Raw genomic sequence first — 19,618 nt, 5'->3', positions numbered from 1 at the left:
CGTAAATTGTTTTCTTAAACTATTAGTGTACCGCGTTGTAGCAGTTTCAAACACCTTAAATGTCATTATTAAACCAAGCTTTAATGAACCTTAGTTAATGGTCGAAAATTGAAAACTTAGTATGCCGACAAATTATTGGTTCTAGCACCAATGTGTAATTGAATTGCCTGACACTGGTTGCTTTAAGCCAACGCTAACACCACATAAAAACGCAGTAATACCATTGATTATACAGAGATTGCCGCATCTAATTCAACAAAAAAATGCCACTAATTGTTGGCTTAACACCAAAAAAGCAATTAGTGACACATTATTTACGTTAAGACCACGCTAATTAGCAACCACGTTAACCAACTTGCCTGGCACAACGATCGTCTTACGAACCGTTTTACCATCAATGGCCTTTTGCATGTGCTCATCAGCCATCGCAATTTTTTCCAAATCATCCTTGCTGATGTCCTTATCAACCGTGGCATGACTCTTAACTTTACCATTAACCTGCAGAACCACTTCAATCGTGGCCTCTACCAGCTTGCTAGCATCATAAGTTGGCCAAGGCTGGTAACTGATGGTGTCAGATTCATGGAAGTAGCTCCACAATTCTTCAGCAACATGAGGAACCAACGGTGACAACATCTTGATGAAGCCTTCCATGTACTCAACTGGCAGATCATCCACCTTGTGAGCTTCGTTAACGAAGACCATCATTTGAGAAATGGCTGTGTTAAAGTGCATCCGGCCGTAATCTTCCGTAACCTTCTTGACCGTTTCGTTGTACACCTTGTCCAGTTTGCCATCATTGATCGTCGTTACACGATCACGCAGATGATTGTTTTCATCAATCAGCAAACGCCAAACACGTTGAATCCACTTGTATGAACCATTGATGCCGTCTTCACTCCAAGGCTTGGATTCTTCCAATGGGCCCATGAACATTTCGTACAAACGAAGCGTATCAGCACCGCACTTTTCAACGATTTCGTCAGGATTAATAACGTTTCCCTTAGATTTTGACATCTTTTCGTGATTGTCACCAAGAATCATCCCCTGGTTAACCAGCTTGTGGAATGGTTCCTTTGTTGGCACAACACCGAGATCATAAAGAACCTTGTGCCAGAAGCGCGCATACAGCAAGTGAAGCACGGCATGTTCCGCACCGCCGATGTACAAATCAACAGGCAACCAATACTTCAATTTTTCAGGATCTGCCAAAGCTTTGTCATTATGTGGATCGATGTAACGCAAGAAGTACCATGATGAACCGGCCCACTGTGGCATCGTGTTCGTATCACGTTTACCATGACGGCCATTTTCATCCGTAACGTTGACCCAATCGTCAATATTAGCAAGTGGACTTTCACCAGTTCCAGATGGTTCAAGCTGGTCTGTGTCAGGTAGTGTTAACGGCAACTGGTCTTCTGGAACCAAGGTTGTTTCACCATCATCCCAGTGAATCACTGGAATTGGTTCACCCCAGTAGCGTTGGCGACTGAAAATCCAATCACGCAAACGGTAGTTGACTTTTTTGGCACCGGCATCATGCTCGGTTAGCCAGTCAATCGCTGCTGAAATGGCCGTTTTCTTATCCATCCCATTCAAGAAACCGGAGTTGATGTGCGTACCATCGCCAGTAAAGGCTTCCTTATCCAAGTCGCCGCCTTCAATAACAGGCTTGATTGGCAAACTGAATTTATTAGCAAATTCGTAGTCACGCGGGTCATGCGCTGGCACAGCCATCACGGCCCCAGTACCATATGAAGCCAACACGTAATCAGCGATCCAAATTGGCACCTGTTCACCGTTAACTGGGTTAATCCCATAGGCGCCGGTGAAGACACCAGTTTTATCTTTGTTCAAATCCGTCCGTTCCAAATCAGACTTGGACTCGATTTGTTTGCGATAAGCATCAACGGCTGCTTTTTGGTCAGGCGTTGTAATCTGGTCAACAAGGTCGTATTCCGGCGCCAGCACAAGATAAGAAACACCAAACATCGTATCAGGACGGGTAGTGAACACTTCGATCTTCGTGCCTTCGTGACCGTCAACAGCAAACTGAACACTGGCACCTTCTGAACGACCGATCCAATTTCGCTGTTGCTCTTTGATGCTTTCAGGCCAGTCAAGATCATCTAGGCCATCCAACAAGCGGTCAGCGTAAGCTGTAATCTTCAACACCCACTGCCGCATTGGGACACGGTAAACGGGATAACCACCACGTTCTGTTTTACCATCAACGACTTCCTCATTAGCAACAACCGTGCCACCCATAAAGTCAGGGGCCCAGTTAACCATGATTTCGTCTTCGTAGGCCAAACCACGTTTGTACAACTGTTCAAAAATCCACTGTGTCCACTTGTAGTATGAAGGATCTGTCGTATTAACTTCGCGATCCCAATCATAAGAAAAGCCCAGTGATTTAACCTGTTTACGGAAAACGTCGATATTTTGATCAGTAAATCCTTTTGGATTATGACCGGTTTTTAGCGCATACTGTTCCGCTGGCAACCCAAAAGCATCCCAACCCATTGGATGTAAAACATTGTATCCCTGCATCCGTTTCATTCGGCTCATGGCATCCGTTGCGGTATAACCTTCTGGATGACCAACATGCAGTCCCTGACCGGACGGATAAGGGAACATATCTAATGCGTAATATTTTGGCTTATCGGAAAAGTCTGGCGTTTTGAACGTATCGTTCTTTGACCAAAATTTTTGCCACTTTTTTTCAATTTTTGTATGATCGTATGGCATGTTTTGCCCTCCCAGAAAAAATTAATTAACAAATAAAAAAACGCCCTATCGATTATCGTCACTGTTAACTCAATAACGACAACCGATAGGACGATGCGGATCGCGGTACCACCTATCTTCTTACCACAACAATTATGGTAAACACTTAAAGTCGGTAACGCTGACAAACGAAAACAGCTACTGGCGTTATGATGCCGCCGTTCACCATCTTAGTGATTATCGGTGAGTTCATTCTGCCGTCAACACTGACTCGCACCACCCGTCAGTTCGCTTAAGATCACGACACAACTACTAATCCGTCACTTTTACTTGTTAAAATATTGTTCACAGCATAGCAAAATATGCGCGACTTTACAAGTCAGCATCCACTTTAGAATGCTATACTGACTTTAAAATAACTTCGGAGGTCATCACTATCTTTGTTTTGTCACAAACACATTGGCAGCGCGTCAGAAATCTCGTTGCCATTATTTGTTTTATTATTTTTCTAATCCTGTTGGCCGGTGTCATAACGGATACAAGCTGGCTTCATCAACTAGATCAATTCGGCACCCATATTGTCCGCCACCCGGTGACCGAGGAACGAACATGGTTCTTTCGCAATATAACAAGGCTCGGCAATGTAAAATTCACCATGATCGTGATGGTCGTCTTTTCACTCGGCCTATGGTGGCGAAAGAAATATCAAGGCGCTGTTTTCTTCTTTGTTAACGTTGGCGTCTTTGCCCTTGCTGTAAATACGATTCTTAAAAGCTTGGTCGAACGACCACGACCGATCATCACGCATTTGGTGGCTGCTGGAGGATTTAGTTTTCCTAGTGGTCACTCAATGAATGTCACATTGATGTACGGTTCACTGATTATTCTGTGTAATCTGTACGTTGACCGATTACATTTACGAGCAGCTTTTAATACACTATTAACGTTACTCATTATTACCATTTGTCTCAGCCGTGTGTACCTCGGCGTTCATTTCCCAAGTGATGTTTAGCTATCAGCCTTCGTGAGACTTCTTGATTCGTGATCCCCAACGATCACGTTGAACGATTTTTTCTTCGAAATCACGAATGAAATCAAGTGTCTCCTGGAATTTACCGCGACCAAAAACGTCTAGCCAACCTTTGAAACGGTCCTGTGCAACATCCCATAACTTAGTCTCAACTTCACTACCCTTAGGCGTTAAGTGAAGTGTCTTGTGACGACGGTCGGCCATGTCATCTTCTTCGTAGACATAGTCTTGTTTAAGTAATCCCGCTACCTGACGGGAAATTGCGCTTCGAGTAACACGGTGCATGTCAGCCAAATCCATTACGCTTAACAGTGTTTCCGCCTGCGCAATCTCGGTCAAAATCAACCATTGATCAAACGACATTCCAAAATCACTCGCTGGTCCGGAGGCAAATTCGTTTAAATACTTGCCCACAAACAAGTATTCTTCAATGTAGCCTTGCATTAACTCTAAGTCTTGCTTTTTTTCTGTCATGTTTCCACCCAATTCAACAATCCGTTTAACTGTTGAAAGCATAACATATTGTTCCCATGGAGTAATCAAAAAAGAGAAATTTCAGAAAATAAATATCGATACACTTAACTATTAAACATTTTTATCTTATTTGTCGATGATCTAAGGCGTTGACCAGCAGTGCAACAATGACTAGCAATAATGCCACCAAGAATACGTTATGAACACCACTGGCCAATACACGCCGCAATGTTGGCAATAATGCAACAGGCAAATTTTTCGCCGTGTGCGGATTAATCAATGCGTTAAGCATGCGTAAATTGATGTTGTGATGCTCTGTCACCCCATGTACTAAGGTTGCGTTCATCACGATCCCATAAACAGCCAGCATAATTGTTTGCGCCAAACTCCGTGCCAGTGTATTGAAGGATGTTGCCATTCCAATAATTGCTGGATCAACTAAGTGTTGCGTCGTGACCGTGGTACTGGTGATGGTTAGCCCAAAACCAACACCAAGTTCTGCTGAAATTAGCAAGAATCCCCAGAATGGTGTTTGTCCTGGGAGCAGGACCAAGATAATTGCGCCAATTAGCACTGTTGTAATACTAGCAAACAAAATCTTTTGTGGCCGTAACTTGCCGATGACCCGGCCCGCGATAAACGAACCGACAATCCACATCACTGAACTTGGTGTAACCGCAAACCCGGCCTGTGCAGCCTGTAGCCCTAATAATCCCTGAGTCCATGTCGGAATGTAAACGTTAAAACAAATCAGAAAACCAGAAATGAGTGCAGCTACACCATTTTGAATCACAAACGTCCGGTTGCTAAATAAACTGAGATCGATAATCGGATCACTGGCACGACGTTCTTGGCGGATGAATAACCATAACCCAACTGCCGCAATAATAAAACAGATGGCAACAATCAAAAGGTTGCTGTGCCGTTCGCCCACCACTTGAAAACCATACATTAGCCCCAATAAGGCAACCGACAGCCAGACACTACCTGCGACGTCTAACGGACTGGAAGCGGCCGCTTGCTTAGGCTCGTGCAAATACAATGCAATCAGTAGCATCGTAATGAGCCCAATCGGAATATTAATGAAGAAAACCCAATGCCAACTTAACTGATCGACGATAAAACCACCCAGTAACGGTGCAACGACAGAGGCAATGCCCCACGCAGAACCATTCAGCCCCATAATTTGTGCCCGTTTCTCAAATGGATAAATATCGGCAATGATCGTAAAGGAAACCGGCATAATTGTTCCGGCCCCAATGCCTTGCACAGCACGCCATAAAATCAGTGTCAGCATAGAGTTGGAAAGACCGCTCATCATGGACCCAAACGTAAACACAGCCAGCCCGAACAAAAATACTGGTTTACGACCAATCCGATCAGACAGCTTGCCATAAATCGGCGTAGCCAACGAATTCGTTAGTAGATAAATTGAAAAGATCCAGTTCATTAATGTCACACCGTGCAGCTCGCCAACAATGGTCGGCATCGCCGTAGACACAATCGTCCCCTCGACCGCTGACATAAACGTCGCTACAAACAGTGCAATGGTGACCAATACGACATTGGTTTTATTATTTTTCATTGTGTATTCCTTTTTACGCTATGTTTTTTACAAAAAAAGACTCCTGGTGTCTGTGTGATCGTAATCCAGTCCACCGGGAGTCTTGCTATTGTGTTAATTAAATAACTACTTGCTTTCGTTGACAACAGCATCTGCGTCAGCAACAGCTTGCTTTAATGCATCAATTTTATCGGTCTTTTCCCATGGCAAATCCAAGTCGGGACGGCCAAAGTGACCATAAACAGCCGTTTGTTTATAAATTGGCCGTTGGAGATCCAGCATCTTGATGATCCCAGCAGGACGTAAATCAAAGACTTTCCGAATTGCCGCAGTCAACGTTTGTTCAGACACACTGCCAGTTCCGAACGTATCAACGGAGATAGAAACTGGTTGCGCGACACCAATTGCATATGCCAACTGGACTTCAACACGATGAGCCATGCCGGCAGCAACAATATTTTTAGCAATGTACCGCGCAGCATATGAAGCAGAACGGTCCACTTTAGTGGCATCCTTACCAGAGAATGCACCACCACCGTGACGAGCAAAACCACCGTACGTGTCCACGATAACTTTCCGACCAGTCAAACCAGCATCCCCTTGAGGGCCACCAATAACAAAGCGACCGGTTGGGTTAACCAAATACTTCGTGTTGTCATCCAGATAACGGGCCGGAATAACCGCCTTGATCACCTGTTCAACCACATCATGACGAATTTGGTTCAGCTCAACGTCTGGGTTGTGCTGCGTGGAAAGCACCACTGTGTCAACACGAACCGGTTGACCATCGTCATCGTATTCAACGGTCACTTGTGCCTTAGCATCTGGCCGTAAATAATCAATGACACCGTCCTTACGTAGTTGCGCAATCTTACGCATTAACGCATGACTCAAAGCAATTGGCAATGGCATCAATTCAGGTGTTTCATCAATCGCATAGCCAAACATCATGCCCTGGTCACCGGCACCAATCTTGTCTAGTGGATCTTCATCACCTTCACGACGCTCTAAAGCATCGTCAACTCCTTGGGCAATATCAGGTGACTGTTCATCGATTGCGACAAGGACGGCACATGTGTCGCCATCAAAGCCCAGCTTAGCATCAGTGTAGCCAATTCCCTTAATCGTGTCCCGTACCGTTTTTTGAATATCAACGTATGCGGAGGTGGAAATTTCACCAAACACGAGGACGAGCCCAGTAGTAACAGATGTTTCACAGGCCACACGCGCTTGTGGGTCCTGAGCTAAAATTGCATCCAAAATTGAATCACTAATTTGATCAGCGATTTTATCTGGATGTCCCTCTGAAACAGATTCAGAAGTAAATAAATGACGTTCTTGCATATAATATTTCCCCCATCTAGTAAATTCCGGTTACAAGGCCTCTAAACAAAAAGAACCGTTACATCATCAGAATTTGACGTAACTGTTCCCTGTTTATCCTATCGGGAACGAAACTCATAACTTACTTATGGTAACACGTTACTAACCGGTTAAAAAGACGTGATTTCGTTGACCCCGTTCAAAAAGTTGATTAGCATAGAAACATATTATTTCATTTTGAGAAAGGAGGCCCTTATGCCCACGCAAACTCGCAAGCAACGTCATGCCACAAGTTTTTTAGACAATATGCCCTGGCAGCCACTACTTATCTTCACAATTGCTCAAAATATCATCTGGTGGAGCTTTCCAATCCATTACGGCCGACTTACGGAGGCTGCCTTTCATGGCAATCAACTACTGTTATTGGCTTATACAATCGTCATGAGTCTCACAACTTTTTTGATGTTTCAGGCCAACTTTAAATCGTTATGGGCACACGTCCCCATTTTGATCAGTCTAATCCTTGCCTTCTCAGGCATCATTCGTGGTAACTTAGAAATTCTGATCATGTTACTCATGTTCTCAGCGTTTTGGTTAGTGGTCGAAATGCGCTGGTTGAACTTACAAAACATTTGGGGCCTCATCATTTACGCCTTACTATCAACCTTTCCCATCAGTAGCGCCATTTTCTTTTTCCAGAACCGTTTTCTTTCAATGACCTTTTTAATCCAACTAATTCCGTTAGCGGCCTGCCAATTATTTTTCATGATGCCCATTTTTGAAACAGAGGGCAAACGACGTGTCATTGCCACTGCGATAACCGGTGTGTTGTTAATCGCAGCCATTTTATTCTTCCATTTTTCACTACTGGGTGTTTTAGCGATGGCAGTTGTGATTATCACGTTCTGGTTTAGTATCAACTATCCTAATCTAAAGGCACAATATACGGCCGCAGTTTACATTGTGCTCGAACTGATCACCTATTTAATCTTAGTTTTTGCTTAGTTTATTGACTGCTAATTACATTGAAAGAGGAGCCTTCCATTTTTTCGGAAAGCTCCTCTTTTGTTTACGCCGCCTTAAGTTTAAAAAAACTTAAAATGACTGGCAATCTGGATTCTGCCGTTACGCCGACCGGAAACGCCGTTCCTTGGGACCGGGTTCAACTCGCCAAAAACGCGATTTTCACCCTTGATTATGAGCCGAAGTACACGTCTCATAAGTCATCCTGCAACACTAAGCGGCCAAGTTCTCGCCGCCAAGTGTTGCCGACACAGAACTCTGTTTCCGGTCAGTTTCACTCCTATCACAACTTAGCCGACTATTTACAAAAATTTATTAGTCGTTAAATGATATCTACATGAAATCACCAACTACATCAATGTTGATAACCACAAACGTCGGTTGAAAATTAAGCCGTGACTGGTCCACCAGCCAATTTTTCCTTGAGATACTGTCCCGTGACACTGGCCTTCGTTTGGGCTACTTCAGCTGGGGTACCGGCAGCGACCAACTGGCCACCCTTCGTACCACCTTCAGGACCCATATCCACAATGTAGTCAGCGTTAGCCATGACGTCCAAATCATGCTCGATCACAATCACCGTGGCGCCCTCATTAATGAGTTGATCAAACACCCGCAGCAGCTGCTGAATATCTAATGGATGAAGCCCCACAGACGGTTCATCGAAGACAAATAACGTACCCGTCTGGCGACGGCCCATTCGTGATACCAGTTTCAAACGCTGTGCTTCACCACCGGACAATGTTGGGGTGCTTTCACCAAGTTCAAGGTAACCTAGACCCATGTCATGTAGCGCACTTAACGTATTTGACACGCTTGGTACATCGACAAACAAGTTACGTGCATCATCGACGGATAACGCCAGAATGTCAGCAATTGAAAGATCGTGCCACTTCACACTTAATGTTTCTTGATTGTAGCGTTGACCGTGGCATTGAGGACAAACTTCCTCGACATCTGGTAGGTACTGAACATCCATGCTTATTGTGCCGGTGCCATGACATAATGGGCAGGCACCATCATTCAAATTGTAAGAAAAGTGACTGGCTGTCCACCCCTTTTCTTGTGACTCTTTGGTATTAGCAAATAAAGTTCGAACAGTGTCTAACACACTCGTGTAAGTCGCGACGGTTGAACGGACATTTTTACCCACCGGTACAGAGTCAACCATGACCACATTATGGATCTTAGCACGATCTAACTGTTTGACCTGTTTTGGCAGTGGTTGATGTTTGACATCCGCAAGAATCCCAGGGATTAGACTATCTAGCACTAGCGTTGTTTTCCCGGCTCCAGACATCCCCGTCACGACAGACAAACGGTTCTTGGGAAATTGAGCTTTAACATCGCTAATATTAAAACGATTGGTAACTTCAATTGACAACTTGCCTTTTGCAAAAAGCTGTTTATCAGTCAACTGTGGCCGTTCTCGAATTGGTGCCGTGCCATTTAAGAATGGCGCGATTAAGGAAGACCCATGCTTACGAATCGTGGCAACAGTTCCGTGATTGACAACCTGCCCGCCTTGTTTACCTGCGCCAGGACCAATTTCGATAACATAGTCGGCGGCCGCGATGATACTAACGTCATGGTCCACAACCACCAGTGAATTTCCTTGCTCAACTAGTTGATGGAAAACTTTAATCAGTCCGGTAACATTGGCCGGATGCAAACCGACAGAGGGCTCATCCAGAACATACAAAACGCCTGTGGTTTCGCTACGCAACGTGCGTCCTAATTGGATCCGTTGCAATTCACCCGTCGACAACGTGTTGCCAGCGCGATCTAACGTTAGATAATTGAGTCCCAAATCTGTGAGTGGCGTCAAACTGTCTTTAAATTCTTTAACAAGGTCTGTTCCCAAATGCTGAACGCGTTTGGGTAACCAAGGAACGATTGTATCCGCAAACTTCATTAGTTGATCCAAGTCCATTTTGGTGATTTCCGCAATATTGTGTCCTACAACAAGCTGATCTAACAATGCTGGGTTAAAACGAGAACCATGACACGTTGGACATGTATCAAACACATAAAACTTGTTAAGCCGTTCAATCGCTCGCTCATTAGTCGTGTTAGCCATTGAATCTTCCACGGCATTAAAGGCATTTTCATACATTGCATTATCCATGTGGAAAATTTTGCCCTTCGAACTCGGAATGTTAATGGCATAGGGCTGCTTTTTACCATGTAACACTAAATCCTTTGCTTCATCAGACAGGTCCTTATAAGGCACATCGATAGGAATTCCCACCGCTTCCGCTACCAACGGCATAAAGTTTCGCCCGGCTAAATGCCAGGATGCCACGGCGCCCTCACGGATAGTAAGGTTCTCATCCCCAATAAGCCGATCTACAGCGATTTGGCGAACTTCACCGACCCCACCACATGTTGGACACGCGCCGCCTGCATTGAAAGCAAAGTCCTCAGCGCCACGACCACGATACCGAACGCCACATGTTGGACATACAATCCAACCATCATTTTCTGCCACTTCGATGGTCGGTGGCACACGGTGACCGTTTGGACATACCGTGGAGCCTAACCGAGAAAACATCAATCGTAAAACATTTAAACTCTCACTCATTGTGCCCACTGTTGAGCGAACACCTGGCACCTGTGGTCGTTGACGCAACGCTAATGCAGATGGCAAGTATTGAACTGACTCAACATTGGCCGCGCCGACCTGACTAATTCGCCGTCTTGTATATGTAGACAATGCGTTTAAATACCGTCGTGCCCCTTCGGCATATAATACCCCCATCGCCAGCGAGGACTTCCCAGAGCCCGATCTCCCGGTAATGGCGACAAACGCATTTAACGGAATATCAACATTCACATTTTTAAGATTATTGACGCGTGCACCACGCACTTCAATATTATCTGGAATCGTTTCTTTGTGTTGAATTGCCATTTAATCGCTCCTCCTATATTATCTCTTATCTTTGATGTCATCCTTTTTGCATGTCACAACAATAGGCCAACCTATTTAAATTCACAGTCATTAAGATGATCATTCACAAGTCCACTAGCTTGCATAAACGCGTAGACAGCTACTGGTCCCATAAACTTAAAGCCTCGTTGCTTTAAGTCCTTAGCGATTTTGACAGACAGTGCTGTCTTGGGAGGCACATCATCTTCCGTGACCACGTTGTTTACAAGCGGTTGATTGTTTACAAAGGCCCACCAGTAATGTGCAAAACTCCCAAATTCTTTTTGAACTTTGATGAAGGCTTGCGCATTGCTTACCGTTGCAGCCAACTTAGCTCGATTACGGATAATTCGAGCATCCTGCAAAAACGGTTGCCAATCTGCATCGGCCATGTTCGTCACCTTTTCAATGTCATAACGATCAAAATCTTCATTAAAGGCTGCGCGCTTGTTTAATACCGTGCGCCACGATAGTCCCGCTTGGTACATTTCCATACACATTAATTCAAACAAGTCATGATCATCACGATGTGGCTTACCCCACTCCTGATCATGGTAAGTCTGCATTAACCCTGGTTCTTGACCCCACGTACACCGAATTGTCATTCGCACACCTCCCACTTATTGATAGATAGTTTACTTTCATTATACGTTTTTCAATCTAAACTTCACCCCGGAAAGAACGGTGATAAAACTATCAATCCGTAAATAAAGCGGTTACAATAAAGATGAATAATAACAAACGTGCAGACCCACTGGCTTTAATTGGCGACACTTCTCGTCAGTTTGAGTAAGGGACGTAATCCTTTGCCAGTGGAACAAGCCACGCTGAGGGGGCATCACCATGACATTCTTATGGATTTTATTCTGGATTTTTATCATCCTAACGATTCTTAATGTAGCCCGTTATGTCGCGACCCGATTAGCGCACAGGTCAACTCGGTTAATGCGTATTTACAGCGGTTACTCTGTTTTAGGGTTAGTCATCGTCTGCCTGATTATTGCTGCATTGCACTGAAGCTTATTTTATGTGCGAAAATAATGACACCTTGCCCGTAAACCTTTTTGACCAAACCACCAACATTAAAAGTTGATGGTTTTTAATTTCACAAAAAATTTACATTGAATCACTTTATCTGTTCGAAAAATGATATGTTATTAGTAATGTATCGTATGAAAACTAATAATTTAGTTCGATTAAGCTAATTTTCGTTTGGAGATTAGTTTGTTTTAAACCACATAAGGGGAATTTTATTATGTCAATCAGTTAAAACACATGCTAGTGGTTGTTTTTATTGTTTTTACAGTCTCGATCGTTGGTAACCTTGCAAAAGCAAGCTTTGCCTCGACTCGACCACAGTCAGGCCTTAAACGTGAAAAAGTTGCCAAGTCCAAAGCTGTCAGCAATAAGAAAACTTCGTCAGGGACAGCTGCGACCACTAACAAACCATATCCTGACCTTGTTCAGTACCCTCAAGCTTGGATTCTCGTCTCTTTAAAACATCAGCGCGTTTACATTATGAATGGTAAGCAACGTTTATATACGATGTTAGCTTCTACTGGCATGCATGACAGTACACCAACTGGTACATTTCATGTTGAGGCGGAACGGGGCACCTATTTCTACGCCCCTAAATTCAACGAAGGCGCCTACGACTGGGTATCATGGAAGGATCACGGTGTTTATTTGTTTCACTCCACACCTACAGACGAACAAAAGCATGTCCTGCCAGGTCCAGAAGCTGACCTAGGAAAGCGACCATCTTCACATGGCTGTGTCCATCTCTCCATCCCCGATGCACGTTGGGTTTATGAAACAATTCCAACAGGCACGACCGTTAAAATCGTAAGGAGTTAGTCTAATAATGACTTTTGTTGATAAACTAGCCTTTCAAATTAAACGTTTTTCCAAAAAGTATCAGTGGTTGTATAACTGTCTGCTTTCTCTCGTGATTATGTTATTGCTATACTTATTTTATGATTTGTTAGCCACCCTTTTTCACTGGCCTAGTGTCTCGCCTACCTTTATTTTAATCATGTTAGTCGTCACACTCATCATTCTAGTCATTCAACGCTATCAGCAATTACGGAGGTCGCAACAATTATGAAACGCTGTTTGCTAATACTACTATGTCTGTCGGTTCTGGGCGGTGTGATTGTCTCTCAAGCAACACCAGTCCAAGCAGATTCAATGCCAGTATCCAAACTGGCCCTTGATGCTAAAACCGGTCATGTATACCAGGAAGAAAATGCGTCAACTGTTCGCCCAATTGCGTCCATTTCTAAACTTTTTACCGTTTATTTTGCATTGCAAAAGATCCACCAAGGAAAACTTAAGCTAACGGATACTGTTACGGCACCAGCAAACATTGCCAGCCTATCTCAAGATTCAAGACTCGCCAATGTGCCGCTCCAAGCTGGCAAGAAGTATTCGGTTCGCGACTTGTTATACACATCACTCATTCATTCAGCCAATAGCTCCGTATTATTACTTGCTCAAAAGATGTTTGGGAGCCAAGTGTAAAAGGCACCCGTAAAATGTAGGAAAACGGCAGGTTAGAACTGTTGGTTTTCCTACATTTTTTGTATCATGAATCACATCAGAGTGTAGGAGGAATTTGATGTGAGACGTGATTTAAGAGAAGGAGTGACGATTTACGTGACTGAAAATATTAAGCCTAACTTCGCCGAGATTGCCCGGCAATATAATGTTGATTATCGAACCGTTAAGAAAGCCTATGAGGAAGTCAAAGCTGGACTTAAGGGCCGACCAAGTGGTCGACCGAAACGGCCAAGTTTACTGGATCCATTCAAGCAAACCATCGATTCAAAGCTTGAACTAAATTGTTCGGCTGCTTCAATTTTTAAATTTATCCAGAAGAAGGGCTTTACCGGCAGCTATACCCTCGTGAAAGATTATTGTCGCCAAACCCGCCGAGAACGAGTTAAGAAAGCTACCATTCGGATTGAACATTCCCCTGGTCTCTCTGCTCAAGTTGACTGGAAAGAAGAAATGGCCCTAGTGAGCAGCGAGGGTGAGCTGTTTAAATTCAATATTTTCTTGTATGTATTGCCTTATTCAAAACTCAAATATATGACACTAACCTTTGATCGGAGCCAAGATACCCTCTTTTCTTGCTTACACGACGCTTTCCTTCATACCGGAGGTATTCCGACGGAAATCTGGTTTGATAATATGAAAACCGTTGTGGATCATACAAAATCCCAGTTTGGCCACGCTGTCTTTAACGAACGGTTCCACGAATTCTGTAAAGATGCCGGTTTCACACCAATTGCTTGTCGACCATTCAGACCACAAACTAAAGGTGCAGTTGAAGCCCTTGCTCGCACGGTTGAACGTTTACGGCCATACAATACTGAATTTGCTGATGGAACTGAGCTAATCGAACTAGTTCATATGCTCCGAGATGATCTAAATCATGAAACTTCGCAGGCCACGGACGAAGTCCCGTACCTGAAATGGTTAGACGAAGAAAAAGAGTACCTTCATCGCGTTCCAGTTAATCTCCTTGAACCATACTTCGAAGAAAACATTACCCGTGTCGTTTCGAAGGAGGCCATGATCAATTTCCGCAAATGTAAGTACTCAGTAGATCCGCGATACATTGGTTGTACGGTTGCTGTTGAAATCTCCAATGATGAGCAGCGCATTCACATTTATTATAACGGAGAAGAAATTCGTACGCACTCCATAACTACCAATTCGCTGAATTATGACCCCCAAGATCAGTTCAATATCCTCAAATCTGATTTGCTTAAAGGGCGGACAGATGAAGACATTTCAGCTTACATTCGTGAACATATGACTGATTACGACAACTTATAGGAGGCTACCATGACCACTAATAATCAAATTCTTTTAAATAATCTTGAGCGCTTAGGGTTAAACAAAATCCGTGAATACTTGCCGAATTACCTTGATCAAATTCACACTGATAATCTGTCATTAACTGAGGCGCTAATTGATTTAACTAATTCGGAACTCCAGAATCGACACGAAGGTCAGATTGCACGGGCCATTGGCCGTGCTCGGTTCCCCAATACAAAATCCCTAGATACATTTGATTTTAGCTTTCAACCCAGTATGAATCGCCAAGAGGTTCTGGAATTCCAGAATCTGGCTTTTATGGAAAAGTCTGAAAACTTAATCTTTATTGGCAATCCGGGAGTCGGTAAAACCCACTTGGCAATTAGTATTGGGATTGAGGCCTGTAAACAGGGCTGTCGGGTTCTCTTTATTAATTGTCATGAGCTGTTGATTAGATTGAGAGCAGCTTACGAAAAAGGACTGCTTGATCGATCTCTAAGCCGCTATTCGCGCTATGACCTATTAATTATTAGTAGATTGTAAAATTAATCCGAACGCTGTTCGGACAAAAAAGATCAGCTTCCTTTAAAATGGTGTTTACAACAAACCCATCTTTTAGGAGCTGATCTTTTGTCTAGTATAACCTATTCCGAACGAATTAAAATCGAAACCTTTTGTGAACTAGGGCTGTCCAATATCCAAATGGGCGTTCGGCTGAACCGATCACCGTCAACAATTTCTTATGAATTATCTCGATGTCAACCTTATCAGGCTGAATTAGCACAAACAGATGCCGAATACAAGCGATCACGATGTGGTCGGAAAACTAAGCTGAGCGATGAGTTAAAGCAAACAATTCTCAACCATTTACATCTAAGCTGGTCACCAGGAATGATTGCTCACGAATTTAAACTAGCGACTAAATCTATTTATAATTGGCTAAATCAGGGGAGAATTGGTTTCTCCTTGAATGATCTACCTGAACATGGCGTACGCCAACGGCGTAACGTTGACCAACGATCCAAATATAATCAATCTTTGGGGCGATCGATTGAACAGCGTCCCATGATGATTAATCAACGTAATCGCATCGGTGATTTTGAACTAGATACCGTCGTTGGCCCTCGTGGGCATAGTAAGGCAGTTTTATTAACTTTAATCGATCGCAAATCACGGTTCCTTTGGGCATATCGGTTAAAGGACCGAACGACAGCGAGTGTTAATGAAGCACTGACTAAGTTCCTAACAACTTTTAATGGACCGGTGCACAGTTTTACTGTGGACCGTGGTACTGAGTTTAGTGGGCTAGTATCATTTGAATCACAATATGGTATTAAGACCTATTACTGTCATGCTTATACGCCAGCTGAACGTGGTAGTAATGAACGCTTTAATCGGAATTTACGTTATTTTTATCCTAAGGGGACTCGTTTTGAGCACATTAGTGCTCAAGATTTAACGACGACGTTACTCCAAATTAACCAGAGACCGCTTAAAATACTTGACTGGAAAACACCGTATCAGGTTATGCTGACCAATTTGTCCAAAAATTCGGATTAAATTTGCAATCTACCTATTGATGAAATTGGGTATTTGCCAATTGGTCACCAAGAAGCTAACCTCTTATTTCAGCTAGTCAATGCCCGCTATGAAAAGCATTCAACGATCATTACCAGCAATAGTGATCTATCCGCTTGGGTTGATATTTTCCAGAACCCAACTGTGACAGCAGCCATTCTCGATCGCTTGGTTCATCATGTTCACGTAGTGAAGATCACTGGTAAATCTTACCGATTACGTGGCCTCAAGTAACTGCCGAAAACCTACATTTCTTTCTGCCGAAAACCTACATTTTTAAACTGCCCTTGACACCAAGAAAAAGCCGTTAAGCAAATAAACCATCAGGCACACGTGTGGCATCTGAAACATTACCAACTTGTTAACGTGACTGGTCTAAACAATGACTTGATTGGCGATTTACGCGTCACTGGCACACCTGAAGACGCGGAAAATAAGATGAGTGCCAAAGATGTTGCAACAGTCGCCAGAAAGACTTTAAGTCACTATGGTGATCAGTTATTGAGTATTGCAAGTGAACCACGGGTAAATTTCAATCTCTTAGGATCATTTCCAACTGAAAATCGAATGTTGCCGACACAGCCGGACCACTTTGACGACACACCTGTTGATGGATTAAAAACCGGATCTTCAGAAGGTGCAGGCAATTGTTTTGTTGGTACAGCCAAAAAGCATCACCATCGAGTAATCACCGTTGTGTTGGGCGCCGATTATGCCAACAAGGATCAGGTCTTCCAAATTACACATCAGTTGTTCACGACATCATTCCAAAAGATCGCCCAGTAACTTTTTAGTATAAATTGACACATACAATTAAAACACGTCCGTTTTTCAATCCTTGGCTGCAAGCATTGAAAAACGGACGTGTTTTTTAAGATCACTTTTACTGAAAAATGGCGATTTGGCAATGCCAATTAGTTGATTAGGACTTTAATAATCTGATTATATCCATTGCTACTAATACGGCAACTTCCAAAGAAGCAACGCTTAACAAATTCTGAATCGCAGTAATAAACGTTTTACCTTTATCTTGAACCGCGAGAAAGGCCTTCGTATTCCGAATCACAACTGGAATCAAACCGAACACAACGATCATTAACCACGGTAACCAGCCAAGCAAGATTTCAATAAGTACAAAGACAAATGCCATTCCAGGCACGAACGGATAAAGTTTTACGGCCCGTTGTTTTCCCAAATAATAAGGTAACGTAAAACGTTGGTTTTTCATATCTTGTTGCAGGTCACAAATATTGTCGGCATACATAACCCCACCGTCTAAAATCACAATTGGCAAAGCAATCACGAACAATGTCAGAATCACGGCCAAATTAGCGGTAATGACAAAGTGCCAGCCATCAAAATACATCGCGATCGGCAATTGCTTTGGCAAGTTAACGTAAGCTGCAATAAAGATTGTACCGAAACCTTCACATAAACCACTTAATATTTCTCCTAATGGCATTCGTGATAATGGCACTGGCCCAGCCGTGTATGTGATTGCAATCAAAATGGCTAACCCACCGATAAAGAGCAACACTAAGTTTGTCCGGATTATCAGCAGGATTCCCATGCTACATGCAATGATTAGAAACACCATCATTAGCGCCATCATGTGATGTGGGTTCAAATGTTCCCGGCCTAAAATATTATCCCGGCCACGGTAGGCTAAGTCCTTGGCTTTGTAATAATCCTGAACATTATTAAAACCCGTCACGAAGAATGCAATGCTCATCTGTCCAATAAAATAAATCAGCGTGTTCAGCCAGTTAAATTGACCAAAGGCGTAATATGCGTACGCTGTCCCTAATAAAAATGGTAGCAAACTGGCTGTTTTGGCTGGCAAACGAATAAGCTCCAAAAACAGTGGCCATGTTAACGATTTATAGTCTGTTTTCATTTATTGCACCACCGTTTCCAAAATCAATCCCAGTAATAATGATCCATTGACCCAAAGGATATTACTGATTGCCGGCCATAACTCAGTTTGAAACAAACCGTAATGTTTGGATGCCGATGTGTCAGTGTCAGTTGTCGTTACTTTTTCCTCAATCAACTGTTTAAAATGACGATCGTTAAGTACAACAGCTGGCACTGATACCATAATGACCGCTAACCACCAAGATAACATTCCTGTCGCCATGCCGATGATAACACCGAGAAAACCAATAACGAGGAAACTACGGTAAACGATTAGACTCCACCGCTGCCCCAAATACTCAGGTAAGGTGTGTTTATTCTCATCAACTGTTTGATTGCGTAACCCAATAATATTTTCTGCAAACATTAAATTAGCCATCGTCGCCATTAACGGTAAACAAAGCAACACAACAGCAATTAATGACCACAAGTTGCCCATAACAAGCATCCCCGGCCAGTGCAGAATAATACCAATCAGTTTCTGTGATGGCACATTTACATAGACAGCCGTGAACGGTAGCAATAATCCCAAGGAACCACCCACGAATACTTCGCCAAGTGGTAAACGGGACAATGGCACGGGACCAATCGTATAAAAGATGGCGATGCCAAACCCAACTATTCCTAACAGTAAAAGCATTAAGTTAGTTCGCCAAGCTAGCCAGATACCAAGACAAGTGGCCACTGTCAACATCACCACGAGCATGAGTTGAACCAATAACAACGGCAGCTGACGTTGGCCAATAACCGTTTGTGACTGTGCGCTCACTGATCCTTGTGACTTATTGTAGACCACTAAATTACTAATACCAGTAGTCGCCATCGCTAGTGTCAATGTCACGACGAACAAAATAATTGTATTTGCCCAATTTATGTCATACCCCAAATTGATGGCAAAAAAGACCCCCACTAAAAACGGTAAAATACTGGCAAGCTTTGTTCGCATCGCCACTAATTCACCGAAAGATGATAATCTCATAGCTTCCCCCTCAACTTTGACCCGTTACATAACCGAAACTATCTCTCATCCGTTTCGCTCTCTTGCAAGGGTCACAACAACTTACTTCCATGATATCGGAAACTCGAATGCTTTACCAATAGTGGCCAAAAATCATGCTCATTAACCCAGCCATGACTTAAGCTTCTGATTGATTTCTTAACGTGTACACTTGTTTCCTCGAATTCAGCATAATTTAACGGCAAGAGGTTAGCTTGTGAAACA

At 43.3% G+C, this 19,618-nt stretch carries 14 protein-coding genes, 3 pseudogenes, 1 riboswitch and 1 other annotated feature; of the genes and pseudogenes, 9 read left to right on the top strand and 8 right to left on the bottom strand.

From position 1 onward, the window contains the following. Positions 1-330: 330 nt before the first annotated feature. Positions 331-2,751, bottom strand: a complete 2,421-nt coding sequence (leuS, locus tag ABUE36_RS05995; protein WP_421017361.1) for a leucine--tRNA ligase — start codon at positions 2,749-2,751, stop codon at positions 331-333. Positions 2,752-2,834: 83 nt separating this feature from the next. After that, positions 2,835-3,060 (bottom strand) — a binding site (T-box leader). Positions 3,061-3,385: 325 nt separating this feature from the next. On the opposite strand from leuS, the gene ABUE36_RS05990 reads away from it, so the two are divergent. Continuing rightward, complete coding sequence (locus ABUE36_RS05990; RefSeq protein WP_421017360.1) at positions 3,386-3,742, top strand: phosphatase PAP2 family protein; 357 nt, start codon at positions 3,386-3,388, stop codon at positions 3,740-3,742. Between the two features lie 3 nt (positions 3,743-3,745). On the opposite strand, the gene ABUE36_RS05985 is transcribed toward ABUE36_RS05990, so the two are convergent. The 3 genes from ABUE36_RS05985 to metK form a co-directional block, all read right to left on the bottom strand. Then, a complete protein-coding gene (locus tag ABUE36_RS05985; RefSeq protein WP_035143407.1) occupies positions 3,746-4,234 on the bottom strand; it encodes a MarR family winged helix-turn-helix transcriptional regulator in 489 nt (162 codons plus the stop codon). A gap of 121 nt (positions 4,235-4,355) precedes the next feature. Further along, positions 4,356-5,819: an MDR family MFS transporter gene (locus ABUE36_RS05980; RefSeq protein WP_421017359.1), complete on the bottom strand. Its 1,464-nt coding sequence runs from the start codon at positions 5,817-5,819 to the stop codon at positions 4,356-4,358. Positions 5,820-5,924: 105 nt separating this feature from the next. Beyond that, positions 5,925-7,142 carry a methionine adenosyltransferase gene (gene metK, locus ABUE36_RS05975; protein WP_421017358.1) on the bottom strand — a complete coding sequence of 406 codons (1,218 nt, stop codon included), beginning with the start codon at positions 7,140-7,142 and terminating at the stop codon, positions 5,925-5,927. Next, positions 7,140-7,267, bottom strand: a riboswitch (SMK box riboswitch). It overlaps the preceding gene by 3 nt. Before the next feature lie 109 nt (positions 7,268-7,376). Here metK and ABUE36_RS05970 point away from each other — a divergent pair. Then, positions 7,377-8,126, top strand: a complete 750-nt coding sequence (locus ABUE36_RS05970; RefSeq protein ID WP_421017357.1) for a hypothetical protein — start codon at positions 7,377-7,379, stop codon at positions 8,124-8,126. Positions 8,127-8,532: 406 nt separating this feature from the next. Here the strand turns inward: ABUE36_RS05970 and ABUE36_RS05965 are convergent, their stop codons facing one another. Next, a complete protein-coding gene (locus ABUE36_RS05965) occupies positions 8,533-11,055 on the bottom strand; it encodes an excinuclease ABC subunit UvrA (protein ID WP_421017356.1) in 2,523 nt (840 codons plus the stop codon). A 71-nt stretch (positions 11,056-11,126) separates the two neighbouring features. Continuing rightward, positions 11,127-11,678: a DNA-3-methyladenine glycosylase I gene (locus tag ABUE36_RS05960; RefSeq protein ID WP_421017355.1), complete on the bottom strand. Its 552-nt coding sequence runs from the start codon at positions 11,676-11,678 to the stop codon at positions 11,127-11,129. 670 nt (positions 11,679-12,348) lie between these two features. Here ABUE36_RS05960 and ABUE36_RS05955 point away from each other — a divergent pair. The 7 genes and pseudogenes from ABUE36_RS05955 to ABUE36_RS05925 all read left to right on the top strand — a co-directional run. Continuing rightward, on the top strand, positions 12,349-12,930 hold the full coding sequence (locus ABUE36_RS05955) for a L,D-transpeptidase (protein ID WP_421017354.1): 582 nt from the start codon (positions 12,349-12,351) through the stop codon (positions 12,928-12,930). A gap of 246 nt (positions 12,931-13,176) precedes the next feature. Next, the gene (locus ABUE36_RS05950) at positions 13,177-13,596 is read left to right on the top strand and encodes a serine hydrolase (RefSeq protein ID WP_421017353.1); all 420 of its coding nucleotides are present in this window, start codon (positions 13,177-13,179) and stop codon (positions 13,594-13,596) included. A 99-nt stretch (positions 13,597-13,695) separates the two neighbouring features. Further along, positions 13,696-14,919, top strand: a complete 1,224-nt coding sequence (gene istA / locus ABUE36_RS05945) for an IS21 family transposase (RefSeq protein WP_003555353.1) — start codon at positions 13,696-13,698, stop codon at positions 14,917-14,919. A 9-nt stretch (positions 14,920-14,928) separates the two neighbouring features. After that, positions 14,929-15,441, top strand: a pseudogene (locus ABUE36_RS05940) (ATP-binding protein); the annotation flags it as partial. Between the two features lie 90 nt (positions 15,442-15,531). Next, complete coding sequence (locus ABUE36_RS05935; protein WP_096109805.1) at positions 15,532-16,461, top strand: IS30-like element ISLpl1 family transposase; 930 nt, start codon at positions 15,532-15,534, stop codon at positions 16,459-16,461. A 9-nt stretch (positions 16,462-16,470) separates the two neighbouring features. Next, positions 16,471-16,713 (top strand): annotated as a pseudogene (locus ABUE36_RS05930) (ATP-binding protein); the annotation flags it as partial. Positions 16,714-16,785: 72 nt separating this feature from the next. Further along, positions 16,786-17,265, top strand: a pseudogene (locus ABUE36_RS05925) (D-alanyl-D-alanine carboxypeptidase); the annotation flags it as partial. 136 nt (positions 17,266-17,401) lie between these two features. Here ABUE36_RS05925 and ABUE36_RS05920 read toward each other — a convergent pair. Then, on the bottom strand, positions 17,402-18,376 hold the full coding sequence (locus tag ABUE36_RS05920; RefSeq protein ID WP_421017352.1) for a UbiA family prenyltransferase: 975 nt from the start codon (positions 18,374-18,376) through the stop codon (positions 17,402-17,404). Further along, the gene (locus ABUE36_RS05915; RefSeq protein WP_421017351.1) at positions 18,377-19,375 is read right to left on the bottom strand and encodes a 1,4-dihydroxy-2-naphthoate prenyltransferase; all 999 of its coding nucleotides are present in this window, start codon (positions 19,373-19,375) and stop codon (positions 18,377-18,379) included. Between the last annotated feature and the right edge of the window lie 243 nt (positions 19,376-19,618).

The sequence above is a fragment of the Furfurilactobacillus cerevisiae genome (assembly GCF_048961765.1).
GTDB lineage: Bacteria > Bacillota > Bacilli > Lactobacillales > Lactobacillaceae > Furfurilactobacillus > Furfurilactobacillus milii_A.
Note: the sequence above shows the minus strand (reverse complement) of the source record. Positions and strands in the feature narration are given on the sequence as shown.